This is a genomic window from Streptomyces sp. NPDC048415 (assembly GCF_040651675.1).
Lineage (GTDB): Bacteria > Actinomycetota > Actinomycetes > Streptomycetales > Streptomycetaceae > Streptomyces.
In genome coordinates this window covers 13063-35317 of the sequence record NZ_JBEZKJ010000086.1, presented here as the reverse complement: position 1 = coordinate 35317, position 22255 = coordinate 13063, and the positions used below count along the sequence as shown (strand labels likewise).

The following is a 22255-nucleotide window of genomic DNA, read 5'->3' as shown; positions in this document are numbered from 1 at the left end:
TTTGTACTCACCCGAGAGACTCTCTCAGGCTTTCCTCCGGGCGCTTCCCTTCGGTCTTGCGTTTCCGACTCTATCAGACTCTTTCGTGTCCGATTCCCTGTCGGTGGGATTGCCTTGAGGCTTTGAGGACTTTCGTCTCTCGGCCTTTCGACATTCACTACGTTAGCCGATTCCCTTACCAACTCATAATCGAGTTCCGGGGGTTTCAATTCAGGCATGAGGACACGCCGAAACCGCCCCCGCCGAGGGGAAGTCGTAGGTAGTGGGTTGGCCACTTCCGGCTGCTGGCTGAACGCCGTACCCGGGTCAAGCGGCTCGGGCTACATTACGGATCCCTCAGGGGCGAGTCAAGTTCGGCGACGGCGGGGCGTATGGGCCCGATAAGGGCTCACCGTCGGGTCGTTGGCGATCCAGAAGCGCCAGGGATGGACACCTCCGTCGCCGGACACACCGGTGCGTGGACCGCTGCTTACCTGGTCGGAGGGGACAGGGGTGCCCGTCAAGAGGGTCAGCGGGGAGCCCACGGGGGCGCAGGCGTCCGTACCGTCGAGCGACCGGTCCACCCCCAGTGCGGTGGCGAGGCGCGCGGGCCCTTTGGCCAGTTCCTTGTCGTATCGGGCCGAGAGTCGACGTTTGCGGGCGAGTTCGGCACCCTCGGTGACCTCCCCTGCGCGGAGCAGCACCGCACTCGCTTGGCCCTCCGGACCGCAGACCAGGTTCATGCAGTGCCACATTCCGTAGGTGAAGTAGACGTACACGTGGCCGGGGGGACCGAACATCACGTCGTTACGGGGTGTGCGTCCGCGGTAGGCGTGTGACCCGGGGTCGTTCGGACCGTCGTACGCCTCTACCTCTGTGAGGCGGAGTTCGATCGGACCGTCCGGGGTGGTGCGGACGAGGACGCGCCCGAGGAGGTCGGGGGCCACGTCCAGTACGGGGCGGTCGAAGAAGTCGCGCGGGAGGGGCGTACGGTCAGGGGCCGCGATCATGGCGTACGAGCGTAGTCGAGTAGTGCGGTGTAGTCCGAACGGATACGTGTCGGTGCCGATGGGGTGGTCAGGGGTCCTCGCTCTTGGAAGGGTGAGGGCGCGGAACCGGCCGCGGTCGGATCGCGTTTGTAGGGATCAGGGAATCCATACGGACACATGGACGGAAACAGGCGTTGCCTGGGGAGGAAGTGACATGGGGTTCAAGCGGCTGCTCGCGAGCCTGGGGGCCGGTGGGGCTTCGGTCGAGACGGTGCTGACGGAGGTCAACACCGTTCCGGGCGGCGTCGTCCAGGGTGAGGTGCGGATCCAGGGTGGGTCCGTGAACCAGGCGATCGAGGGTCTGTCGGTCGGTCTGCAGGCCAAGGTCGAGGTCGAGGGGCACGACGACCAGGAGTACAAGCAGGACATCGAGTTCACGAAGCTGCGGCTCGGCGGGGCCTTCGAGCTCCAGGCGGGCGCCGTGCACGCGGTGCCGTTCGGTCTGGAGATCCCCTGGGAGACGCCGATCACCACGATCGACGGGCAGAGCCTGCGCGGTATGCACATCGGCGTGACCACGGAGCTGGAGATCGCGCGCGCCGTGGACTCGGGTGACCTGGACCCGATCAATGTGCACCCGCTGCCGGCGCAGCAGGCACTCCTGAATGCGTTCATCCAGCTGGGCTTCCGCTTCAAGAACGCGGACATGGAGCGCGGCCACATCCGGGGTACGCGGCAGAAACTGCCGTTCTACCAGGAGATCGAGTTCTTCCCGCCGTCGCAGTACCGCGGGCTGAACCAGGTGGAGTTGAGCTTCGTCGCGGACGACCGCGCGATGGACGTCATCCTGGAGATGGACAAGAAGCCGGGTCTCTTCAGCGAGGGCAGCGACTCCTACCGGTCCTTCCAGGTGGGACTGCACGACTACCAGGGCACGGATTGGGCCGCATACCTGAACCAGTGGCTGTCGGAGGTCGGCAGCAAGCGCAGCTGGTTCTAGGCTCGGAGCGAGAGATTCCGCCGTTCAGGAGGTGCTGACGTGACCGAGCTCAAAAGGCCGCCGCTCCCGCATGACTTCCATCCGCCCGTGCCGGCCTTCACGGTCACCAGTGCGGACGTCGAGCAGGGCGCGACCCTGAAGGACGCTCAGGTCTACGCGGAGGGGAACACCTCTCCGCAGCTGAGCTGGGAGGGCTTTCCGCCGGAGACCAAGAGCTTCGCCGTGACGTGCTTCGATCCGGACGCCCCGACGGGGAGTGGATTCTGGCACTGGGTCGTGTTCGACATTCCGGTCTCGGTGACGGAACTGCCGACGGGCGCGGGCAGCGGCAAGTTCGAGGGGCTGCCCGAGGGCGCGGTGCAGGTGCGCAACGACTACGGGTCGAAGGACTTCGGTGGCGCCGCTCCGCCGGCCGGGGAAGCGCACCGGTACGTGTTCACGGTGTACGCCGTCGATCAGGAGAAGCTCGGTCCGGACGCGGAGGTGTCGCCCGCCGTGGTGGGCTTCAATCTGCGGTTCCACACGCTGGCGCGCGGCCAGCTGATCGGTGAGTACGCCGTTCCCGCGTAGAGCGTCGAAGACTGACGTTCACTGAACGTTTGCCCGCCTCTGGTCTTGGAAGTGATCAGGGGCGGGCAGTTTTTATTGCGTTGTCCATCTCGGCGTGCCCGGCCAGAGTTGATCCAAGCCCGCCAGGGGGTGGGCCGGTGCATACGGGAGGTGGGCTGGATGCGGGACACGCTGGTACTGAACGCGAGCTTTGAGCCGCTGTCGACGGTGACGTTGAACCGAGCCGTCGTTCTGGTGCTGCAGGACAAGGCCGTCGTCGAGCAGGCCCACCCCGAACTGCGTATGCGCGGAGCCGCCCTGGACATACCTGTGCCCCGGGTGATCAGACTCTGCCGCTATGTCCGAGTGCCCTTCCGAAGACAAGCGCCGTGGTCGAGGCGCGGTGTGCTGGTCCGTGACCGGCACAGGTGCGCGTACTGCGGGCGCCGGGCCACGACCGTGGACCATGTGGTGCCGCGGGCGCAGGGCGGTCAGGACTCGTGGCTGAACACGGTCGCCTCATGCGCGCAGGACAATCACCGCAAGGCGGACCGTACTCCGGAGCAGGCGGGTATGCCGCTGCTGCGACAGCCGTTCGAGCCGACGCCTGCGGACGCGATGCTGCTGGCGCTCGGCCGGGACGACCTCGACGCGCTGCCGGAGTGGCTGGCCCAGTCGGCCGCGTAGGGCGTACGGCGATGGGGTCCACCTCCCGGCGGAGATGGGCCCCATCGTCGTACCCGGTCAGTCGGTGACGGACGGCTTCTCGCGGCGCTCTGTGCCGCCGTTGCCCGAACCGCCCCCCATGGGGCCGAAGTTGCCCATGGCTCCGCTCAGCCCCTTGAGGGCGTCGCCGATCTCGCTGGGCACGATCCAGAGCTTGTTGGCGTCGCCCTCGGCGATCTTCGGGAGCATCTGGAGGTACTGGTAGGCGAGGAGCTTCTGGTCCGCGTCTCCGGCGTGGATGGACTCGAAGACCGTACGGATCGCCTGGGCCTCGCCCTCGGCGCGCAGGGCGGCGGCCTTGGCCTCACCTTCGGCGCGCAGGATCGCGGACTGCTTCTCACCTTCGGCGGTGAGGATCTGCGACTGGCGGATACCTTCGGCGGTGAGGATCGCGGCGCGCTTGTCGCGGTCGGCGCGCATCTGCTTCTCCATCGAGTCCTGGATGGAGGTGGGCGGCTCGATCGCCTTGAGCTCGACGCGGTTGACACGGATGCCCCACTTGCCGGTGGCCTCGTCGAGGACGCCGCGCAGGGCCGCGTTGATCTCCTCGCGGGAGGTGAGGGTCCGCTCCAGGTCCATGCCACCGATGATGTTGCGCAGGGTCGTGACGGTGAGCTGCTCGATGGCCTGGATGTAGCTGGCGACCTCGTACGTGGCCGCGCGGGCGTCGGTCACCTGGTAGTAGATGACCGTGTCGATGTTGACGACCAGGTTGTCCTGGGTGATCACCGGCTGCGGCGGGAACGGTACGACCTGTTCGCGCAGGTCGATGCGGTTGCGGATGGAGTCGATGAACGGGACGACGATGTTCAGTCCTGCGTTCAGGGTTCGTGTGTAGCGGCCGAAGCGCTCGACGATGGCTGCGCTGGCCTGTGGGATGACCTGGATGGTCTTGATCAGGGCGATGAAGACCAACACCACCAGAATGATCAGGACGATGATGATGGGTTCCATCGTTGATCCCCGTACCCTTCTCCGCCTCGGTGTTCCGAAAGATCTTATGGTTGTTGAAGATCTTGCTGGACGAGTCTGACAGACCGCCGTCTGCCACGTGGGGCGTTCGGTTCACTTGCGTCGTACGAGGTCACATGACGATCGCTGTGGCTCCGTCGATGTCCACGACGTCCACCTCCTGGCCTACCTCGTAGGCCTGTCCGGCATCGAGGGAGCGCGCCGACCAGATCTCTCCGCCGAGTTTGATCCGGCCGCCGGCCGAACCGTCGACCCGCTCCAGGACGACGGCCTGCTTGCCCTTCAACGCTTCGACGCCGGTGGCGAGTTGGGGCCGCTGAGCGCGGTGCCGGGCCGCGATGGGGCGTACGACGGCGATGAGCGCCACCGAGACGGCGGCGAAGACGAGTACTTGGAGGACGACATCGCCACCGAGGCCCGCCGCACCCGCGGCGGCGACGGCGCCCACGGCGAGCATGCCGAACTCCGGCATCGCGGTCACCACGAGTGGGATACCGAGCCCGGCTGCGCCGACCAGCCACCACACCCATGCGTTGATGTCGTTCACATGGTCATGGTAGGACCGTGCTCCCCTGGCGGACAGGGCGCGCGATCAACTCGGCACGCCCGGTGCGGGCGCGGGTCCGGCCTCCCCGGCGTTTCAGGACATCGGCAGGCCCTGAGCGGTCCAGCGCTCGCCGATCTGTTCGACGACAAGGGGGAGACCGAAGCAGAGGGAGAGGTTGCGCGAGGTGAGTTCGAGCTCCAGCGGGCCCGCGGCGAGCACCTTGCCCTGACGGATCATCAGGACGTGGGTGAAGCCGGGGGCGATCTCCTCGACGTGATGCGTGACCATGATCATGGAGGGGGCGATCGGGTCGCGGGCGAGGCGGCCGAGGCGGCGTACGAGGTCCTCGCGACCGCCGAGGTCGAGGCCCGCGGCGGGCTCGTCGAGCAGCAGCAGTTCGGGGTCGGTCATCAGGGCGCGGGCGATGAGGGTGCGCTTGCGCTCGCCCTCGGAAAGCGTGCCGAACTTGCGGTCCAGGTAGTCGCTCATGCCGAGGCGGTCGAGGAAGGCGCGGGCGCGCTGCTCGTCGATGTCCTCGTAGTCCTCGTGCCAGCCGGCGGTCATGCCGTACGCGGCGGTGAGCACGGTCTGCAGGACGGTCTGGCGCTTGGGGAGCTTCTCGGCCATGGCGATGCCGGCCATGCCGATGCGCGGGCGCAGGTCGAAGACGTCGACCTTGCCGAGGGTCTCGCCGAGGATGCTGGCGGTGCCCTGGCTGGGGAAGAGGTAGCTGGAGGCGACGTTGAGAAGGGTCGTTTTTCCGGCGCCGTTGGGGCCGAGGATGACCCAGCGCTCTCCCTCCTTGACCGACCAGGAGACCTGGTCCACCAGAGCCCGGCCCTCGCGGACCACGGATACGTCCTCCAGCTCCAGTACATCGCTCATGAGCGCGTTGTCTCCCATTGCAGTCTCGGCCGTCGCTTACGTCTGTGGACGCAGCCCCCAGGGAAAACCTACGCCACCGGTCGGCCGCTCCATTCCATCGGTCGGTCCTTAGGGTGGGGGGCATGCTCTCGGAACCACGCTCAGGACGGCTGGCCGCATGGGGAAATGCCCTTTTGGCCGGACTTGTTTCGCCGGATGACGCGGTCCTCACCATCGTCGGTGAGGACGCGGTGCACCGGGTCGAGGGGCTGCCCGGCGAGTCGGGGCCCGTCGGGCTCACGCTCGCCCTGGGGCGGCTGCGCGCGCTCGGGGTGAGCGGGCTGCGGGTCGCGCTGCCCGCGCCGGGGCATCCGCTCGGGCTGAGCGGGCCGCCGGACTTCAATGCGCGGGCCCTCGACGCGGAGGAGGCCGTGGTGTGCCACGGGGCGGCACTGGGGCTGGTGCCCGAGGTGTACGAGGCCGGGCCCGACGGTGATGTGCACGTCGAGGTGGTCTGGCACTGTCTCGCCGTACGGGAGGCGCCGCCCGCCGATGTGCCGTCGCTCGGTGAGGCCGAGCGGGAGCTGGCGGAGGCGCTGCGCGAGGCGACGGAGGTGTTGTCGCGGCTCGATGTCGCCGGGTCGGGGCCGGTTGCGGCGGCGGCGATCGACGCGTACCGGGCGCGGGCGGAGCGGGGGCGTGAGGTGCTCGCTCCGGGGTATCCGCCGCGTGCGGTGCGGGTGTTGGAGCTTGCCCAGCGGGTGGGGCTGCTGATTTCCGTGGCGTATGAGAACGGGCACGGTGGGGCGGTGAGTGCCTCGGAGATGGCGGCTCGGGCCGAGGCCTTGCGGCCGGTGGAGCGGACGGCTCGGCGGGCTCAGGTGGCGGCGTACAACGCGTTTGTGGAGGAGCGGGAGCGGGGGGTTCGCTGAGCGGGGCTTGGCGGGGGTCGCTCAGCGGGGCCTGTGAGTGAGCCTCGCTCAGCCGGGCTCGCTGTGCGGGGGCGCTCAGTGGCCGGGGTTTGCTGAGTGGCCCTGGCCTGGTGCTCGGAGTTGGTGCCGGGCTCCAGGTTTCGCCCCCTCCGCCCCTGCCCGTCCCGTATCTGGGGGCTCCGCCCCCAGACCCCCGTAGTCGCGCTGCGCGCTCGTCCTCAGACGCCGGACGGGCTGATATTAGGGCCGACAACCTGACCGGCCTCCCGGGGAGTCCCCGGAAGGCCGGTGGTCATGATGGCGCCGGCACGGACCTCAGCGGTTGATGCCGAGGTTGCCGAAGGCCGGGTTCAGAACGCCGATGACGTTCACGCTGTTGCCGACCGCGTTCACGGGGACGTGCACCGGGGCCTGGACGAGGTTGCCCGAGACGACGCCCGGGGAGGCCACGGCCTTGCCCTCCGCGTGCGCGTCAGTGGCGGAGGCCATACCGGCACCAGCGGCGACCAGGCCGCCGGCCACCATCGCGACAGCAGTGGCCTTCTTCAGGTTCTTCACTTCTCAACCCCTCCTAGCGATCACTGCGGCAAGTCGCCGCAGCACGCACTGGAGAACGTCCGGGATCCACAGAGGATGCGCCATCTGGGGGACATACACACGACGGTATGAATCTCATCCCGGAGCGGAACCCTCCGAATTGCCGTCCGTCGGCCGGTCCGAGGCGTGCGCCGGAGCGCGGATCCCCGGTGATCAGCCCGCCACCCCGTGCCGTACGGCCCAGAGTGCGGCCTGGGTCCGGTCGGCGAGGTCGAGTTTCATCAGGATGTTCGAGACGTGCGTCTTCACGGTCTTCTCGGAGAGGACGAGGGCGCGGGCGATCTCGCGGTTGGAGCGGCCGTCCGCGATCAGGCCCAGCACCTCGCGCTCCCGCTCGGTGAGCGAACCACCTCTCCCCTGACCCGAGTTGACCTCCTCCTGGGAGAGCAGTGCGCCCGCGACCTCCGGCTGCAGCAGGATGTGCCCGGCGTGTACGGAGCGGATGGCGCCGGCCAGTGCGTCGGGGTCCACGTCCTTGTACACATACCCGGCGGCGCCCGCGCGCAGGGCCGGGACGACCGTGCGCTGCTCGGTGAAGCTGGTGACGATCAGCACGCGTGCGGGGTTGGAGAGTTCGCGGAGCTTGCGCAGCGCGTCGATGCCGTCCATGCCCGGCATCTTGACGTCCATGAGCACGACGTCGGGCTTCAACTCCTCGGCGCGCGCGACTCCTTCGGCGCCATCGGACGCCTCCCCCACGACCTCGATGTCGTCCTGCACTTCGAGGAAGGTGCGCAGACCCCGGCGGACCACTTGGTGGTCGTCGACGAGCAGCACCTTGATTGCGTCAGCCACCAGGGACCTCCATCTCGATCGTGGTGCCCTTTCCGGGCGCCGATTCCACAGTGAGTCTGCCGCCGACACCGCTCGCCCGGTCGCGCATCGACACCAGGCCGAGGTGGCGGCCCGCCTTGCGTATCGCGGTGGGCTCGAAGCCGCTCCCGTCGTCGGTGACGCGCAGGACGGCGCCTGTGCCGTGCTTCTCCAGGGTGACGTCGACACGGGCGGCGCCGGAGTGCCGCAGCGCGTTGTGCAGGGACTCCTGGGCGACGCGCAGCATGGCCTCCTCATGAGAGGCGGGCAGCGCCCGTACCCCGCGGCTGGAGAAGGTGACGCGTGCGGAGTGGGCGCGGTCCAGGACCTGGATCTGGGTGCGCAGGGTGGCGACCAGGCCGTCCTCGTCGAGGGCGGTGGGGCGCAGCTCGACGACGGCGGCGCGCAGTTCGTCGGCGGCCTCCGCGGCGAGCGCGGCCACCTGCTGGAGTTCACCCTTGGCGCGCGAGGGATCGCGGTCGACCAGGGTGGCGGCGGCCTGCGCGGTCAGGCGCAGGGAGAACAGCTTCTGGCTGACCGCGTCGTGCAGTTCATGGGCGAGCCGGGAGCGTTCCTCGGCGATGGTGAGTTCGCGGCTGCGCTCGTACAGACGGGCGTTGGTCAGGGCGATCGCCGCGTGCTGGGCGAGGATCGTGAGGAGTTCCTCGTCGTCCTCGGTGAAGCCGCAACTTCCCTCCGGCTTGGGGCAGTTCTTGTTGGCGAGGAAGAGGGCACCGATGACCTCGTCGTCGTCACGGATGGGCAGGCCGAGGAAGTCGCACATGTCGGGGTGGGCCGAGGGCCAGCCCTCGAAGCGGGGGTCCTTGCGCACGTCGGCGAGGCGCTCGGGGCGGGCCTCGTGCAGCATCGCGGCCAGGATGCCGTGCTGGCGCGGGAGGGGGCCGATGGCCTTCCACTGCGCGTCGCTGACGCCGTCGACGACGAACTGGGCGAAGCCGCCCTGGTCGTCGGGCACACCGAGCGCCGCGTACTGCGCGTCGAGCAGGTCGCGGGCCGAGGCGACGATCGTCTTGAGGACGTCACGCACTTCGAGGTGCCTGCTCATGGCCAGCAGCGCGGAGCTCACCGCGTACAGGCCGGAACGGGGTCCGTGGCTCATGACCTCAAGGTACCGGCGGGCTGTGACAACGCGTATCGGACCTGTGGCCGTCGGCGGCTGGGCCGGTGGGCCTAGGACGAAGGACCCCGGATCATTGCGGCCCGCGTACGAGGTGGCCGGGCGGCCTGGTTCCTACCTTGAGGACAGCCGCCAGAAACGGCGGTCAAGGGATGAGGGGACGGTTGTCATGCCTGTAGCAATCATCACGGGGGCGTCGAAGGGGCTGGGGCGGGCGCTCGGCGCGGCTCTGGCGGAGCGCGGCTGGGATCTGGTGCTGGACGCCAGAACGGCCGGGGTTCTGAAGGAGGCAGCGATGGCGCTGTCCGCGTACGGCACGCGCGTGGAGGCGCTGGCCGGGGACGTCACGGATGCCGGGCACCGTAGCGAGCTCGTGGCGGCGGCCCGGAAGCTCGGCGGCGTGGACCTGCTGGTGAACAACGCGAGCGCGCTGGGCGCGGAGCCGCTGGTACGCCTGGCGGATCTGACCCTGGACGGGCTGCGGCAGGCCCTCGAGGTGAACGTGGTCGCCGCGCTGGGGCTGATCCAGGAGGCTCTGCCGCTGTTGCGGGCCGCGGAGGCGGGCGCGGTCATCGACATCAGCTCGGACGCCGCGGCCGAGGCGTACGAGACCTGGGGCGGCTACGGGGCATCGAAGGCGGCGCTGGACCATCTCTCGGCGGTCCTGGGCGAGGAGGAGCCCGGGCTGCGGGTCTGGGCCGTCGACCCCGGGGACATGGGTACGGACCTGTACGCGGCGGCCGTACCGGACGACGACGATCCACGGCCGGCGCCGGACAGCGTGGTTCCGGCCTTTCTGCGGCTGATCGACGAGCGGCCGGCCAGTGGTCGGCACGCCGCTGTGGCCCTGCTGGAGGAGCGATGACCACCGCGGTGCTGGTTCCGCAGGAGCTGTCGGCGCGGGTGCCGGCCGAGCAGCGTGGTCCCGGTCTCGACCGTGATTCCGTACGGCTGCTGGTGTCGCGTGGCACCGAGGTGTCGCATCACGCGTTCGTGGAGCTGCCCGGGCAGCTGAAGGCCGGGGATCTGCTCGTCGTCAACACCTCCCCCACGTTGGCGGCCGCTGTCGACGGGATCGTCGGGCACGCGCGCGTGGTGGTGCATTTCTCCACGCGGGGCGATGACGGGCGGTGGGCGGTCGAGCTACGGGATCCCGACGGCGCGGGTACCACGCGTGCGCGTGCGGGCGAGCCCGCGGGAACAGTGGTGCGCCTGCCCGGGGACGTACGACTCGTGCTGGAGGAGCCGCTGACCTCGCGGAGCCCGCGGCTGTGGTGGGGACGGGTGTCGGACGCGGACGTGCTGGGGCTGCTGCGGCGGCACGGGCGGCCCATCCGTTACTCCTATACGGAGAGGGACCAGCCGCTGTCCGTGTATCAGACCGTGTTCGCGCTGCCGTCCGCGGACGGCGCGGGCAGCGCGGAGATGCCGAGCGCGGCGCGTCCCTTCACCTCACGTCTGGTGACGGAGCTGGTGAGCCGGGGTGTGCAGTTCGCGCCGATCACGCTGCACACCGGGGTCGCGTCGGCTCAGGCTCATGAGCCGCCGTATCCGGAGAGGTACGAGGTGCCGGAGGCGTCGGCCCGGCTGATCAACGCGGCGAAGGCGGGAGGGGGCCGGGTCATCGCGGTCGGTACGACGGCCGTACGCGCCGTGGAGTCCGCGACGGACGCCGACGGGGCGGTCCGGGAGGCGAAGGGCTGGACCGGTCTCGTGGTGACGCCGGAGCGCGGGGTGCGGGTCATTGACGGCCTGCTGACCGGGCTGCACGAGCCGGAGGCCTCGCATCTGCTGATGCTGAAGGCGATCGCGGGAGGCGCGGCGATCCACCGCAGCTACGACGAGGCGCTGCGTGGGCAGTACCTCTGGCACGAGTTCGGGGACGTGCACCTCATCCTTCAGGACGGGGCTCACTCTGAGCATTGCAGCGGCAACTCTTGGTGAGACCGACACACAACCGATGTGAGCCCGCGCATAGGGCGCACATCACGTACGAACGGACATAGGAGATAAAGAGAACCTATGTGAGCGGGGCAGACGTGGCAGTCTGCCCCGTTTTGCCCTTTCCGGGTCCACTACCCGGCTTCGTACGTCACACCTTTGCCACAGGTTTTTGCGGCCGCTAAGAATTGCCTCCGTCGCTCAACGCCGTGGGTTTCGCCCAGCGGCGTTTGTTCCGGAAACACTCTGTCCCCCGCCGGGCCGAGAGCGACATCCGCGCTATTCGAAGAGGTCCATCAACCATGTCCAAGAACACCAACACTCCTGGTCATAGTCCGAAGCTGACCAAGGTCCACAAGTTCTCGATCGCCGGTGTCGCCACCCTCGGTGCCGCCGCCCTCGCGTTCTCACTGGTCCCGGGCAACTCGGGGACCACCACGAACGACGCCTCCGTCTCCTCGGCTCCGGTCGCCTACAGCGAGCAGCCGATCAAGGACGTGAAGGCCAGCATCACCGACCAGCTGGCCGGCGCCGATCTGAAGGCCCAGGCCGTCGCGGCGAAGAAGAAGGCTGCCGACGAGGCAGCCGCGGCCGCCAAGAAGAAGGCCGCTGACGCCGCCGCGAAGAAGAAGGCTGCCGCCGAGGCCGCCGCGAAGAAGAAGGCCGAGGACGCGCGCAACAAGGCGCAGGCCGCGAGCCGCTCCACGCAGCGCATCGAGATGCAGACCGTAGCCGCGAAGACGTACACCAACAACCTCGACGGCTGGATCCGGCAGGCACTCGACATCATGAAGCAGAAGGGCATCCCGGGCTCGTACAACGGGCTGTACCGCAACATCATGCGCGAGTCCTCGGGCAACCCGAACGCCATCAACGGCTGGGACATCAACGCCATCAACGGCATCCCGTCGAAGGGCCTGCTCCAGGTCATCCCGCCGACGTTCAACGCCTACCACGTCGCCGGCACCTCGTCGAACATCTACGACCCGGTCGCCAACATCACGGCCGCCGCCAACTACGCGGCCGACAAGTACGGCTCGATCGACAACGTGAACAGCGCGTACTGAGGCCTGGCGCGGACCTCTTCTCACGCATACGCCGAAGGGCGGCACCCCTGGAAACGGGGTGCCGCCCTTCGGCGTCGTACGAGAGCGACTACTTGCGCATGACCTCGGGCTCGTGGCGGCGCAGGAAGCGGGCCACGAAGAAGCCGCAGATCACGGCGAGGGCGATCAGCGCGACCATGTCCATGGCCCAGGCGCCGGCCGTGTGGTTCCACAGCGGGTCCGTGCTGCTCGGGTCGTCCTGGTTCGGGAAGATGTTGTTGAAGTCCAGCGTCGCACCGGAGGCGGCGACCGCCCAGCGGGCCGGCATCAGGTACGAGAACTGGTTGACGCCGACGGTGCCGTTCAGGATGAACAGGCAGCCGGTGAACACGACCTGGACGATCGCGAACATGACCAGCAGCGGCATCGTCTTCTCGGCGGTCTTCACCAGCGAGGAGATGACCAGGCCGAACATCATCGACGCGAAGCCCAGAGCCATGATCGGCAGGGTGAGCTCGACCTTGGGCAGGCTCTTCAGGATCAGGCCCTCGTCCGGGACCGTGCGGCTGCCGAAGCCGATGGCGCCGACCAGGGCGCCCTGCAGCAGGGTGACCACTCCGAGGACGATCACCTTCGACATCAGGTACGCGGAGCGCGACAGACCCGTCGCGCGTTCCCGCTCGTAGATCACCCGTTCCTTGATCAGCTCGCGGACCGAGTTGGCGGCGCCGGCGAAGCACGCGCCGACCGCGAGGATCAGCAGCACCGTCGTGGCCGTGCCGTTGGCGACGTGGAAGCCCTGCTTCGTCACCATCGGGTTGACCAGCAGCGTCTTGTCCGAGTCGATGAGCAGGCTCACCGAGCCCAGCACCGCCGGCAGGATCACCGTCAGCGCAAGGAAGCCCTTGTCGGAGGCGATCACCGACGTGTAGCGGCGGATCAGGGTCATCAGCTGCGAGCCCCAGCCCTGTGGCTTCGGCGGCTTGATCGCCTGCGGCGGAGGCACGTTCGCCGACTGCGGAGCGACCGCGTCGATGTCCGCGGCGTACATCTGGTAGTGCTGCGAGCCTTTCCAGCGGCCCGCCCAGTCGTAGTCGCGGTAGTTCTCGAAGGCGGAGAAGACGTCGGCCCAGGTCTCGTAGCCGAAGAAGTTCAGCGCCTCCTCCGGCGGGCCGAAGTAGGCCACCGAGCCGCCGGGCGCCATCACCAGGAGCTTGTCGCAGATCGCCAGCTCGGCCACGGAGTGCGTGACGACGAGGACCGTACGGCCGTCGTCGGCGAGGCCGCGCAGCAGCTGCATGACGTCGCGGTCCATGCCCGGGTCGAGGCCGGACGTCGGCTCGTCCAGGAAGATCAGCGACGGCTTGGTGAGCAGTTCCAGGGCCACCGAGACGCGCTTGCGCTGGCCACCGGAGAGGGAGGTGACCTTCTTCTCCTTGTGGATGTCCAGCTTCAGCTCGCGCAGCACCTCGTCTATCCGCGCGTCGCGCTCCTGCGCCGTGGTGTCGGCGGGGAAGCGCAGCTTGGCGGCGTACTTGAGGGCCTTCTTGACGGTCAGTTCCTTGTGCAGGATGTCGTCCTGCGGGACCAGACCGATGCGCTGGCGCAGCTCGGCGAACTGCTTGTACAGGTTCCGGTTGTCGTAGAGGACGTCACCCTGGTTGGCGGGGCGGTAGCCCGTGAGCGCCTTCAGGAGCGTCGACTTGCCGGAGCCGGACGGGCCGATGACCGCGATCAGCGACTTCTCGGGTACGCCGAAGGAGACGTCCTTGAGGATCTGCTTGCCGCCGTCGACCGTCACCGTCAGATGGCGGGCCGAGAAGGAGACCTCACCGGTGTCGACGAACTCCTCGAGGCGATCCCCGACCAGACGGAACGTCGAGTGGCCGACGCCGACGATGTCGTTCGGGCCGAGCAGCGCCGAGCCGCCCTTGACGATCGGCATACCGTTGACGTACGTGCCGTTGTGCGAACCGAGGTCGCGGATCTCGAAGCGGCCGTCCGGCGTCGCGTGGAACTCGGCGTGGTGACGCGAGACCTGGAGGTCGGAGACGACCAGCTCGTTCTCCAGCGCACGGCCGATGCGCATCACGCGGCCCAGCGAGAACTGGTGGAACGTGGTCGGGCTGCGGTCGCCGTAGACCGGCGGCGCCCCCGCGCCACCACCGGGGCCTTGCTGCTGCGGGATTTGCGGAGCCGCCTGCTGCGGATTCTGCCAGTCGGCCTGCGGTGTCTGCTGGGCCCAGCCGGGGCCCGCGCCCTGCGCGGCGTACGGCTGTTGCTGCGGCTGCGGCTGCGCCTGCGGCGAGGCGACTGCGGCCGCGGCGCCGGACAGGTTCAGGCGCGGTCCGTCGGTCGCGTTGCCGAGGTGCACTGCCGAGCCGGGGCCGATCTCCATCTGGTGGATCCGCTGCCCCTGCACGAACGTGCCGTTGGTGCTGCCGTGGTCCTCGATGACCCAACTCCGGCCGCCCCAGCTGATCGTGGCGTGACGCCAGGACACCCTGGCGTCATCGAGCACGATGTCCCCCTGCGGATCACGTCCGAGGGTGTGTGGCCTGGACGCATCGAGCGTCCAGGTCCGTCCATTCAATTCCAGTACGAGTTCCGGCACTCCATGCCCCACTGAGTTGTCCCCCGAGTTACCCCCATCACAGGGAGTCTAGGGATGTCGAACATCGGGGGGAACTATTTCAGTAGCGGCCCCCTGACCGAAAGTCGGGCCCTGTGAAGACTGCGTACGGGCGGGTTGTCCGTTTCCGTTGACGGGGTTGAAACCGGCCCGGAGAGTGGTAATCCCACGCGAGGGGGACATCCGCGGTGGATCGCCGCGGCGCGGATCGGGGGGTCTGGCGATGAGCATGGAGATCGTGGAGCACGGCGGCCGTGCCAGGAGTGTGCCGTGGGGTGATGTGCTGTTGTCCGCGATCGCCTCGGTGAGCTGGGCGTTGATCGGTATGGCGGGCACGGCCGCGCTCGGACTGCATCTGCTCGGCGCGGACGCGGCGGCCTCGCTCGGGCCGATGACCGCGGCGGTGGTGGCGCTCGGGGCGAATGGTGCGGTGAAGCCGTCCGGCGACGTGTCGGCGTTCGGCCTGAAAGGAGCGGAGGCGCACACGGCCATCCAGATCACGCCCTTGGGTGTCGGGCTGGTCGGCGCGCTGCTGATGGCGTGGTTCTTCCTACGTTCCTTGCGCGGGGCGGGAGTTGTGATCGCGCTGTCCGAACTCCTCGCGCGTGCGGGCATGGTGGTGGTCCTTTTCGTGGCCACGCTGGGTGGGCTCGCCTGGGCCGGTCACGACGTCATCACCATCGACGGGAGCAAGCTGGGGCTCGACAAGGTCACGGGTGGCGGCGGGCTCGGTGACATCACGGACAAGCTGCCCGGCGGGCTCGGGGACCTCGGCGGGCTGCTGCCCGGCAAGATCGGCGACCTCGTGCACGCGAAGGCGGCCGTGGGGTTCACGGTCGACACCGTGCCGACACTGCTCGGCGGCGCGGCCTGGGCGGCCGGGGTCCTGGTGATCTCGCTGCTGGCCTCCCGGCGTACGCCGCTGCCGCGCGGCTTGGACGCCGTGCACCGGGTGGTGCGGCCGGCCGCCTCCGCGCTCGTGGCGGTGCTGCTGGTCGCGGTCGCGGCGGGGCTCGCGGCGGCGGCGTACGCGGCGATCGGCGACGACCATCCCCAGCGGATAGCGGGAGCGGCGCTGCTGGGCACTCCGAACGGTGTGTGGCTCGGCATCCCCATCGGGCTCTTCGTGCCCTGGGACGGCCGGGCCACGGGTGAACTCGCCAAGCTGCTCCCCCATCCGCTGGACGACTTGCTGCGGGTGGATTCCGGCAGGGCCGTCACGCTGGGCCGACTCGCCGAACTCGACGGGCGTGTGTGGCTGTTGGGGGTCGCGACCGCGCTCATGATGCTGTTCGCGGGCGTGCTGACGGCCACGCGTACGCCATTTGTACGGGGGGCCGGTGCCACCGTCGCCGGAGTCGCGGGTGCCACAGATGTACGGGGCGGGGGTGCCCTCGGCTTCGCGGGGCACTGCGCTGTTCGGCTCGGGGTGGTGACCGCGCTGGCGCTGCCTTTGCTCGCATGGCTGACGGAGGTGTCCGCGGACGCGTCGCTGTCGGTGCTCGGGTTCGACGCGTTCGGCGCGGGGATCGTGTTGCACGGGCGCTTGGGGGTGGCGTTGCTGCTCGGCGGGGTGTGGGGAGCGGGGGCGGGGGCGGTGGGGGCGTTGGTGGCGTGCGTGAGCGGGGCCGCGGGGGGGCGGGTGGCGGGGCCGGCGCGGGGTGGCGGGGCCGGTGCGGAGCCCTCGGTGTGGGGTGGGGAGCCGTCGGCGCTGGGTGGGGAGCCCTCGGCGCTGGGTGGGGAGGCTGGGCCGTATCGGCCTCGGGCCTCTTATCGGGCGCCTAATCCCGATACCAATCCGTATCTGCGGGTGCCGGAAGAGTTGCGGGGACCGGGGGGAGGACGGGAACCGGAGGGACGGCGGGAACCGGAGGGAAGGCGGGCGGCTGGTGATGTGTATGGGGCACCTACCGTGGTGGGGCCTGTCGGGCCGGCTTCGCCGCCGAAGCGGGGTCGGCGGTCGTGGTCGGCTGGCGGGCCGACTCCGCCTCTGCCTCAGCCTCCGCCGGATGAGCCGCCGCCTCGGAGGCCTCGGGGCTGACGTGGGTCGCGTCCGGCCGGTGGGGGGTCGGGGCCGCGCCGGTACATCCGCCCGCATCCGAACGGATCCGCTGTGGGACTAGAGGTGCTGTTTTCTTTTGATCCGTTCGGATGCGGGCATTCGATGTACCGGCACGGCCCCTTCCGTGGGTGGGCGGGTGCGTGCCCGGTGGGGGTTTGCGTCCCTTCCGGGTGCGGACGGGTGCGTGCCCGGTGGGGGTTTGCGTCTCTTCCGTGGGTGGCGGGGGCGCGAGCGCAGGGGTGAGGCGTTGCCTGGTGGTCATGGGGGCGCTACTGCGGGGTCATCCAGTGTTCTCTGTCCGCTGGGCGGACCTCGGGGGCGGAAGGCACTGGGTGCCGGATACGGTGGGAGCACCATGAGCGCTTCGCAGACCTCTGACGTCCCCACTCTTCTGGTCAAGATCTTTGGCAAGGACCGGCCGGGTATTACCGCCGGACTCTTCGACACTCTCGCCGCCTACTCCGTCGACGTGGTCGACATCGAGCAGGTCGTGACCCGTGGCCGAATGGTGCTGTGCGCGCTCGTGACCGAGCCGCCCGCCGGGGTGGAGGGGGATCTGCGGGCCACCGTCCACAGCTGGGCGGAGTCGATGAAGATGCAGGCGGAGATCATCTCCGGGCTGGGTGACAACCGGCCGCGCGGGGTCGGGCGTTCGCTGGTGACGGTGCTCGGGCATCCGCTCACCGCGGAATCGACGGCCGCGATCGCCGCGCGGATCACGAAGACCGGCGGGAACATCGACCGTATCTTTCGGCTCGCCAAGTATCCGGTGACCGCTGTCGAGTTCGCTGTGTCCGGTGCGGAGACGGAGGCTCTGCGTACCGCGCTGGTGACCGAGGCCGCCGCGCTCGGCGTCGATGTCGCGGTGGTCGCGGCCGGGCTGCACCGGCGGGCCCAGCGTCTGGTCGTCATGGACGTGGACTCGACCCTCATCCAGGACGAGGTGATCGAGCTCTTCGCGGCGCATGCGGGGTGCGAGGCCGAGGTCACCGAGGTGACGGCGGCCGCGATGCGCGGGGAGCTGGACTTCGAGCAGTCGCTGCACGCGCGCGTGGCGCTCCTCGAGGGGCTGGACGCCTCGGTGGTGGACAAGGTGCGCGAAGAGGTGCGGCTGACTCCGGGGGCGCGCACGCTGATCCGTACGCTCAAGCGGCTCGGCTTCCAAGTCGGTGTCGTCTCGGGCGGGTTCACCCAGGTGACCGATGATCTGAAGGAGCGGCTCGGGCTCGACTTCGCGCAGGCCAACACGCTGGAGATCGTCGACGGGAAGCTGACGGGTCGGGTCGTCGGGGAGATCGTGGACCGCGCGGGCAAGGCGCGGCTGCTGCGCCGCTTCGCCGCCGAGGCCGGTGTGCCGCTCGTCCAGACCGTCGCGATCGGCGATGGCGCCAATGATCTGGACATGCTCAATGCGGCGGGTCTGGGGGTTGCGTTCAACGCCAAGCCCGTCGTGCGGGAGGCCGCGCACACCGCGGTGAACTTCCCGTTCCTGGACACGGTTCTTTATTTGCTGGGCGTCACGCGCGAAGAGGTCGAGGCGGCTGACATGCATGAGGACGACGATCACTGAGCCGATGCGGCGGTCGCGGCTTCGGTCGTACGTCGGTGAGGCCCGGCACCTTGGTGGTGCCGGGCCCGTCTCGGTAGTCGGGGGTTACTCGCTCGGCGCCCAGTAGTCGAGCAGGGTGCACGCTCCGGGCTCCAGGGATTTCCAGGAGCCGTCGAAGGAGAGCACCGCGAAGGCGGCGGCGGGGAAGCCGCGGCTGTTCATCCGGGTGAGGGTGTCACCCTCGGCCTGGCCGGCCAGGATGTCGGCGAGACCGTGCACGCCCGGGTTGTGACCGATCAGGATCACGTTCTGTGCGTCGTCGGGGGTTTCGTTGAGCACGGCGATCAGCTCGCCGGGCGAGGCTTCGTAGAGCCGCTCCTCATAGACCGTTTTCGGCCGGTGCGCGAGCTCGTGGACGGCGAGCTTCCAGGTCTCGCGGGTCCGGGTCGCGGTGGAGCAGAGGGCCAGGTCGAAGGGGATGCCGGTGTCGGCCAGCTTGCGTCCGGCGACGGCGGCGTCCTTGCGGCCCCGGTCGGCGAGCGGCCGCTCATGGTCGGGCATCTGTGGCCAGTCGGCTTTCGCATGCCGGAAGAGGACGATCCTGCGGGGTTCTGCGACGCTCATGCGTCCCAGCTTCGCATGAAACAGGCCATGAGGCTCAGGGAGTTGATGCGCTCTCCCGGCGGGGGTGACGAGGTCCTCCGGGTGGCGCGGGCGGGGCAGGTGTGGGCCGTCTACGGCGCCTGGTGCAGCACGGTGCGCTGGACACGCTCAAAGACGTGGGTGATCGACGGGTCACCGCCCGTGGCGTGCGCGTCCACCGGGTTGAGTATCAGAAGGAGCAGGGTGCCGAAGGCGAGCGTGGGCAGGGCGAGGGCCCACCAGGGCAGCCGGATGTCCACGCGCCCCGGGGTCGCCGGGTGGGGCCGGGTGTGCGTACTGGCCGACATGCCGCCTCCGTGGGTCTTCGAGTGGTCCGCGTCCTCGCGGCCACATCTCGAAGCTACGGACTCCGCGGCCCTCAACCCATCCGGTGATCCACCCACTTGACCCTGACACTCGCCCCCTAGGGGATGGGGGGTTAGCCCCACCATCGACGCCACGGGGGTCCGGTGACCGGTGGTTACGGCGAGGCGATCGACGCGATGATGCCGATGATCACGGTGATGGCCAGCATCGCGCCGAGCACGAGCAGCATCTTCTTCTGGCCGTTTGGGGGATTCGGGTCGAGCACAGGCATGCGGCCAGTCTCGCACCCTTCGTCCGCCTTGCCGCCGCCGGGGCCGGTTACCGGGAACCCGGCTCAGCAGGCCGCCTCGTCCTCCACCGTACGGTTGCGCCCCGCCAGAATGCCCACCGCGATCTGCGGGACCATCAGCCCGGCCATGAGGGCTAGCGGCAGGCCCCAGCCGCCGCTGTGCTGGTAGAGCACGCCGACGAGCAGCGGGCCCGGGATCGAGAGCAGATAGCCGGTGCTCTGCGCGAACGCCGAGAGCTGGGCGACGCCCGCGCCGGTCCTGGCCCGCATACCGACCATGGTGAGGGCCAGCGGGAAGGCGCAGTTGGAGACGCCGAGCAGCACGGCCCAGGCCCAGGCACCGCCCGCCGGGGCGATGTACAGGCCCGCGTATCCGGCGAGTCCGCAGGCGCCCAGCGCGACCACGATCGGTCCCTGATGGGGCAGCCGCGTGGCGAGGCGCGGGATGACGAAGGCCAGCGGCACGCCCATCACCATCGTGACGGCGAGGAGCAGTCCCGCGGTGCCCGCCGAGACACCCGCGTCCCGGAAGATCTGTGCCATCCAGCCCATCGTGATGTACGCGGCGGTGGCCTGGAGTCCGAAGAAGACGGCGAGCGCCCAGGCGGTACGGCTGCGGGTGATGCGCAGCCCGTCGGGCTCGTGGCGAACGTCTGCGCCAGGCGTGGAGCCCCGTCGGTCACCGGCCCGTACGAGCGCGATCCAGGGCAGTACGGCCGCCGCCGCGAGCCCCGCCCACACCGCGAGCCCGGACTGCCAGCCGCCGCCCAGGGCAGCGGTCATGGGCACGGTCACCGCGGCCGCGGCCGCGGTGCCGAGCGCGAGGGCCATCGAGTACAGGCCGGTCATGGAGCCGACCTTGTCCGGGAACCAGCGCTTGACGATCACCGGCATCAGGACGTTGCTGACGGCGATGCCCATGAGCGCGAGTGCGCTGGCGGCCAGGAAGCCGGCCGTGCTCCCGGCGTACGGCCGGATGCCCAGGCCCGCCGTGATGGCGACCATGCCCGCGCAGACGACCGCGCCGGGCCCGAAGCGGCGGGCGAGGCGTGGCGCCATGACCCCGAAGACGGCGAAGCAGAGCGGCGGTACGGAGGTGAGCAGTCCGGCGACGCTGCCGCTCATGCCGAGCCCGCCGCGCACCTCTTCCAGGAGGGCGCCGAGACTGGTGATGGCCGGGCGCAGGTTGAGTGCGGTGAGGACGATGCCCACGACCACGAGCCGCGTCGGCCACGCGCGCGTGGCGGGCGTTCGGGGTTGCGTGCTCTCGCTGGAGCCGCGCATCGGTGTGGACGTCATCGTCCGGGTCTCCTCGCTTGCCATGGCGTCATCATAGAATCATGGGATGATTGGCTGTCCAATCCCGCTGCGTTAATCTCCGGAGCCTCCGGCCCGTGAGCGATCACCCCGGGCCCGTACGAAGGACCGTCATGCCGCTGAGCCACCCCCGCCGTTCGGCGCTGTCCGAGCAGGTCATCGCCGAACTGCGGAACCAGATCACCTCGGGCGAGTGGCCGGTCGGCTCCCGCATCCCCACCGAACCGGAGCTCGTCGAACAGCTCGGCGTCGCCCGCAACACGGTGCGCGAGGCCGTCCGCGCGCTCGCCCACAACGGCCTGCTCGACATCCGCCAGGGCTCCGGCACCTATGTCGTGGCGACCAGCGAGCTGGCGGGTGTGATGCACCGCCGCTTCGCGGACGCCGACCCGCGGCACATCGCCGAACTCCGCTCCACGCTGGAGTCGAGCGCCGCCAAGCTGGCCGCCGAGCGGCGCACCGAGCGCGACCTCAAGCAGCTGGACGTACTTCTCCTACGGCGGGAGGAAGCCTGGGAGTCGGGGGAAGCGGAGGCCTTCGTGACCGCCGACGCGACCTTCCATCTGGCGGTGGTCGCCGCGTCCCACAACGACGTCATGACGGCGATGTACGCGGACCTGGGTGAGGTGCTGCGCGACTGGCTGCGCGAGGACGTCGGCGAGGAGCTGACGCCGGAGACGTACATGGACCACGCCCGGCTCGTCGACGCGATCCGCGCGGGTGACGCGGAGGCGGCCGCCACGGAGGCCGCGGGTTATCCGTTCCTGTGCCGTCCCGGGAGGCTCAAGTCCCCTGGTTCTGGTGGCTCACCCAGACCGAGCGGATCTCCTTCCAGCACCGGCCGGTGAGCCGCACCGTGGCCGCGGGCCCGGTGTCGACCGGGGTGCTGTCGCTGTCGATGTCCCACCAGCGGTCGCACTCGATGTGCAGGGCGACCCTGTCGGTCTCCGGATACGGGTTGTGGCAGTAGGCGGTCACATGCGACCCCCGCACCGTGGTGCGGCACGAGGCCCCGAAGGGCCCCTCGTGAGGCACGCGCGCGTGAGGGGCGGTTTTCCGGATGTGCGAGGCCGCGTCGCAGGGCAGCGCGACCAGGAGTGCCAGCGCGGCTAGCACGGGTGCGAAACGAGGGAACAGGCGCACAAGGGAGACCTCCTCGGCCGTGCTGGGGAGGGGGCGGGCGCGTACGGAACGCCTGACCCCAGAGTGCGCCGTTACCGGCGGTCTCCGCCCGACCGGTGGGCCAAATGGGTGACGCCCCGCTTCCCGCGCGTTGCGGGAAATGGGGCGTCGATGTCGTGCCTAAGCGCTTACATAAGCGCTTACGCAACCGCTTGCGCAAGC

General features: G+C 69.5%; 23 protein-coding genes. 10 read left to right on the top strand and 13 right to left on the bottom strand.

The window, feature by feature from the left end:
- Nucleotides 1-347: 347 nt before the first annotated feature.
- Complete coding sequence (locus AB0D27_RS36155; protein WP_362517118.1) at nt 348-989, bottom strand: DNA-3-methyladenine glycosylase; 642 nt, start codon at nt 987-989, stop codon at nt 348-350.
- A gap of 193 nt (nt 990-1182) precedes the next feature.
- Between AB0D27_RS36155 and AB0D27_RS36150 the strand changes: the two genes are divergently transcribed.
- From AB0D27_RS36150 to AB0D27_RS36140, 3 genes are all read left to right on the top strand, one after another.
- The gene (locus tag AB0D27_RS36150) at nt 1183-1968 is read left to right on the top strand and encodes a sporulation protein (RefSeq protein WP_362517115.1); all 786 of its coding nucleotides are present in this window, start codon (nt 1183-1185) and stop codon (nt 1966-1968) included.
- 39 nt (nt 1969-2007) lie between these two features.
- The gene (locus AB0D27_RS36145) at nt 2008-2538 is read left to right on the top strand and encodes a YbhB/YbcL family Raf kinase inhibitor-like protein (RefSeq protein WP_362517112.1); all 531 of its coding nucleotides are present in this window, start codon (nt 2008-2010) and stop codon (nt 2536-2538) included.
- A 159-nt stretch (nt 2539-2697) separates the two neighbouring features.
- Entirely contained in the window at nt 2698-3204 is a 507-nt protein-coding gene (locus AB0D27_RS36140) for an HNH endonuclease (RefSeq protein WP_362517109.1), read from the top strand.
- Nucleotides 3205-3261: 57 nt separating this feature from the next.
- On the opposite strand, the gene AB0D27_RS36135 is transcribed toward AB0D27_RS36140, so the two are convergent.
- The 3 genes from AB0D27_RS36135 to AB0D27_RS36125 form a co-directional block, all read right to left on the bottom strand.
- On the bottom strand, nt 3262-4197 hold the full coding sequence (locus AB0D27_RS36135) for an SPFH domain-containing protein (protein WP_362517106.1): 936 nt from the start codon (nt 4195-4197) through the stop codon (nt 3262-3264).
- Between the two features lie 130 nt (nt 4198-4327).
- Nucleotides 4328-4762, bottom strand: a complete 435-nt coding sequence (locus AB0D27_RS36130) for an NfeD family protein (RefSeq protein ID WP_362517103.1) — start codon at nt 4760-4762, stop codon at nt 4328-4330.
- Nucleotides 4763-4855: 93 nt separating this feature from the next.
- Entirely contained in the window at nt 4856-5647 is a 792-nt protein-coding gene (locus tag AB0D27_RS36125) for an ABC transporter ATP-binding protein (protein ID WP_362517100.1), read from the bottom strand.
- A 122-nt stretch (nt 5648-5769) separates the two neighbouring features.
- Between AB0D27_RS36125 and AB0D27_RS36120 the strand changes: the two genes are divergently transcribed.
- Nucleotides 5770-6558 carry a hypothetical protein gene (locus tag AB0D27_RS36120; protein WP_362517097.1) on the top strand — a complete coding sequence of 263 codons (789 nt, stop codon included), beginning with the start codon at nt 5770-5772 and terminating at the stop codon, nt 6556-6558.
- Nucleotides 6559-6873: 315 nt separating this feature from the next.
- Here AB0D27_RS36120 and chpE read toward each other — a convergent pair whose 3' ends face one another.
- From chpE to AB0D27_RS36105, 3 genes are all read right to left on the bottom strand, one after another.
- Nucleotides 6874-7116, bottom strand: a complete 243-nt coding sequence (chpE, locus tag AB0D27_RS36115) for a chaplin ChpE (protein WP_362517094.1) — start codon at nt 7114-7116, stop codon at nt 6874-6876.
- Nucleotides 7117-7308: 192 nt separating this feature from the next.
- Nucleotides 7309-7950 (bottom strand): response regulator transcription factor, encoded by a 642-nt coding sequence (locus AB0D27_RS36110; RefSeq protein WP_362517091.1) that lies wholly within the window; start codon nt 7948-7950, stop codon nt 7309-7311.
- On the bottom strand, nt 7943-9088 hold the full coding sequence (locus AB0D27_RS36105; protein ID WP_362517088.1) for a GAF domain-containing sensor histidine kinase: 1146 nt from the start codon (nt 9086-9088) through the stop codon (nt 7943-7945). The genes AB0D27_RS36110 and AB0D27_RS36105 overlap by 8 nt, the downstream gene beginning before the upstream one ends.
- A gap of 187 nt (nt 9089-9275) precedes the next feature.
- On the opposite strand from AB0D27_RS36105, the gene AB0D27_RS36100 reads away from it, so the two are divergent.
- From AB0D27_RS36100 to AB0D27_RS36090, 3 genes are all read left to right on the top strand, one after another.
- Complete coding sequence (locus AB0D27_RS36100; RefSeq protein WP_362517086.1) at nt 9276-9971, top strand: SDR family NAD(P)-dependent oxidoreductase; 696 nt, start codon at nt 9276-9278, stop codon at nt 9969-9971.
- A complete protein-coding gene (locus AB0D27_RS36095) occupies nt 9968-11050 on the top strand; it encodes an S-adenosylmethionine:tRNA ribosyltransferase-isomerase (protein WP_362517083.1) in 1083 nt (360 codons plus the stop codon). The genes AB0D27_RS36100 and AB0D27_RS36095 overlap by 4 nt, the downstream gene beginning before the upstream one ends.
- Nucleotides 11051-11349: 299 nt before the next feature.
- The gene (locus AB0D27_RS36090) at nt 11350-12114 is read left to right on the top strand and encodes a transglycosylase SLT domain-containing protein (RefSeq protein WP_362517080.1); all 765 of its coding nucleotides are present in this window, start codon (nt 11350-11352) and stop codon (nt 12112-12114) included.
- A gap of 88 nt (nt 12115-12202) precedes the next feature.
- Here AB0D27_RS36090 and AB0D27_RS36085 read toward each other — a convergent pair whose 3' ends face one another.
- Nucleotides 12203-14707 (bottom strand): FHA domain-containing protein, encoded by a 2505-nt coding sequence (locus AB0D27_RS36085; protein ID WP_362517127.1) that lies wholly within the window; start codon nt 14705-14707, stop codon nt 12203-12205.
- 241 nt (nt 14708-14948) lie between these two features.
- Between AB0D27_RS36085 and AB0D27_RS36080 the strand changes: the two genes are divergently transcribed.
- On the top strand, nt 14949-16766 hold the full coding sequence (locus AB0D27_RS36080) for a streptophobe family protein (protein WP_362517077.1): 1818 nt from the start codon (nt 14949-14951) through the stop codon (nt 16764-16766).
- Nucleotides 16767-17142: 376 nt separating this feature from the next.
- Entirely contained in the window at nt 17143-18357 is a 1215-nt protein-coding gene (gene serB / locus AB0D27_RS36075) for a phosphoserine phosphatase SerB (RefSeq protein WP_362517074.1), read from the top strand.
- Between the two features lie 84 nt (nt 18358-18441).
- On the opposite strand, the gene AB0D27_RS36070 is transcribed toward serB, so the two are convergent.
- The 4 genes from AB0D27_RS36070 to AB0D27_RS36055 all read right to left on the bottom strand — a co-directional run bounded on the left by AB0D27_RS36070 (nt 18442) and on the right by AB0D27_RS36055 (nt 20917).
- A complete protein-coding gene (locus AB0D27_RS36070; RefSeq protein ID WP_362517071.1) occupies nt 18442-18960 on the bottom strand; it encodes a histidine phosphatase family protein in 519 nt (172 codons plus the stop codon).
- A gap of 110 nt (nt 18961-19070) precedes the next feature.
- A complete protein-coding gene (locus tag AB0D27_RS36065; protein ID WP_362517068.1) occupies nt 19071-19286 on the bottom strand; it encodes a hypothetical protein in 216 nt (71 codons plus the stop codon).
- A 173-nt stretch (nt 19287-19459) separates the two neighbouring features.
- Nucleotides 19460-19576: an SGM_5486 family transporter-associated protein gene (locus tag AB0D27_RS36060; protein WP_362517065.1), complete on the bottom strand. Its 117-nt coding sequence runs from the start codon at nt 19574-19576 to the stop codon at nt 19460-19462.
- A gap of 63 nt (nt 19577-19639) precedes the next feature.
- Entirely contained in the window at nt 19640-20917 is a 1278-nt protein-coding gene (locus tag AB0D27_RS36055) for a CynX/NimT family MFS transporter (RefSeq protein WP_362517062.1), read from the bottom strand.
- A gap of 107 nt (nt 20918-21024) precedes the next feature.
- On the opposite strand from AB0D27_RS36055, the gene AB0D27_RS36050 reads away from it, so the two are divergent.
- Nucleotides 21025-21759, top strand: coding sequence for a FadR/GntR family transcriptional regulator (locus AB0D27_RS36050; RefSeq protein WP_362517124.1), 735 nt, complete (start codon nt 21025-21027; stop codon nt 21757-21759).
- Here AB0D27_RS36050 and AB0D27_RS36045 read toward each other — a convergent pair.
- Entirely contained in the window at nt 21695-22054 is a 360-nt protein-coding gene (locus tag AB0D27_RS36045; RefSeq protein WP_362517059.1) for a hypothetical protein, read from the bottom strand. The two genes, AB0D27_RS36050 and AB0D27_RS36045, sit on opposite strands and share 65 nt — an antisense overlap.
- Nucleotides 22055-22255: the final 201 nt, after the last annotated feature.

Bases quoted from the DNA above. Each gene is read 5' to 3' on its own strand.
- AB0D27_RS36155 (WP_362517118.1), bottom strand. From the start codon at position 989: ATGATCGCGGCCCCTGACCGTACGCCCCTCCCGCGCGACTTCTTCGAC.
- AB0D27_RS36150 (WP_362517115.1), top strand. From the start codon at position 1,183: ATGGGGTTCAAGCGGCTGCTCGCGAGCCTGGGGGCCGGTGGGGCTTCG.
- AB0D27_RS36140 (WP_362517109.1), top strand. From the start codon at position 2,698: ATGCGGGACACGCTGGTACTGAACGCGAGCTTTGAGCCGCTGTCGACG.
- AB0D27_RS36135 (WP_362517106.1), bottom strand. From the start codon at position 4,197: ATGGAACCCATCATCATCGTCCTGATCATTCTGGTGGTGTTGGTCTTC.
- AB0D27_RS36125 (WP_362517100.1), bottom strand. From the start codon at position 5,647: ATGAGCGATGTACTGGAGCTGGAGGACGTATCCGTGGTCCGCGAGGGC.
- AB0D27_RS36120 (WP_362517097.1), top strand. From the start codon at position 5,770: ATGCTCTCGGAACCACGCTCAGGACGGCTGGCCGCATGGGGAAATGCC.
- AB0D27_RS36105 (WP_362517088.1), bottom strand. From the start codon at position 9,088: ATGAGCCACGGACCCCGTTCCGGCCTGTACGCGGTGAGCTCCGCGCTG.
- AB0D27_RS36100 (WP_362517086.1), top strand. From the start codon at position 9,276: ATGCCTGTAGCAATCATCACGGGGGCGTCGAAGGGGCTGGGGCGGGCG.
- AB0D27_RS36095 (WP_362517083.1), top strand. From the start codon at position 9,968: ATGACCACCGCGGTGCTGGTTCCGCAGGAGCTGTCGGCGCGGGTGCCG.
- AB0D27_RS36090 (WP_362517080.1), top strand. From the start codon at position 11,350: ATGTCCAAGAACACCAACACTCCTGGTCATAGTCCGAAGCTGACCAAG.
- AB0D27_RS36080 (WP_362517077.1), top strand. From the start codon at position 14,949: ATGAGCATGGAGATCGTGGAGCACGGCGGCCGTGCCAGGAGTGTGCCG.
- serB (WP_362517074.1), top strand. From the start codon at position 17,143: ATGAGCGCTTCGCAGACCTCTGACGTCCCCACTCTTCTGGTCAAGATC.
- AB0D27_RS36070 (WP_362517071.1), bottom strand. From the start codon at position 18,960: ATGAGCGTCGCAGAACCCCGCAGGATCGTCCTCTTCCGGCATGCGAAA.
- AB0D27_RS36065 (WP_362517068.1), bottom strand. From the start codon at position 19,286: ATGTCGGCCAGTACGCACACCCGGCCCCACCCGGCGACCCCGGGGCGC.
- AB0D27_RS36060 (WP_362517065.1), bottom strand. From the start codon at position 19,576: ATGCCTGTGCTCGACCCGAATCCCCCAAACGGCCAGAAGAAGATGCTG.
- AB0D27_RS36055 (WP_362517062.1), bottom strand. From the start codon at position 20,917: ATGGCAAGCGAGGAGACCCGGACGATGACGTCCACACCGATGCGCGGC.
- AB0D27_RS36050 (WP_362517124.1), top strand. From the start codon at position 21,025: ATGCCGCTGAGCCACCCCCGCCGTTCGGCGCTGTCCGAGCAGGTCATC.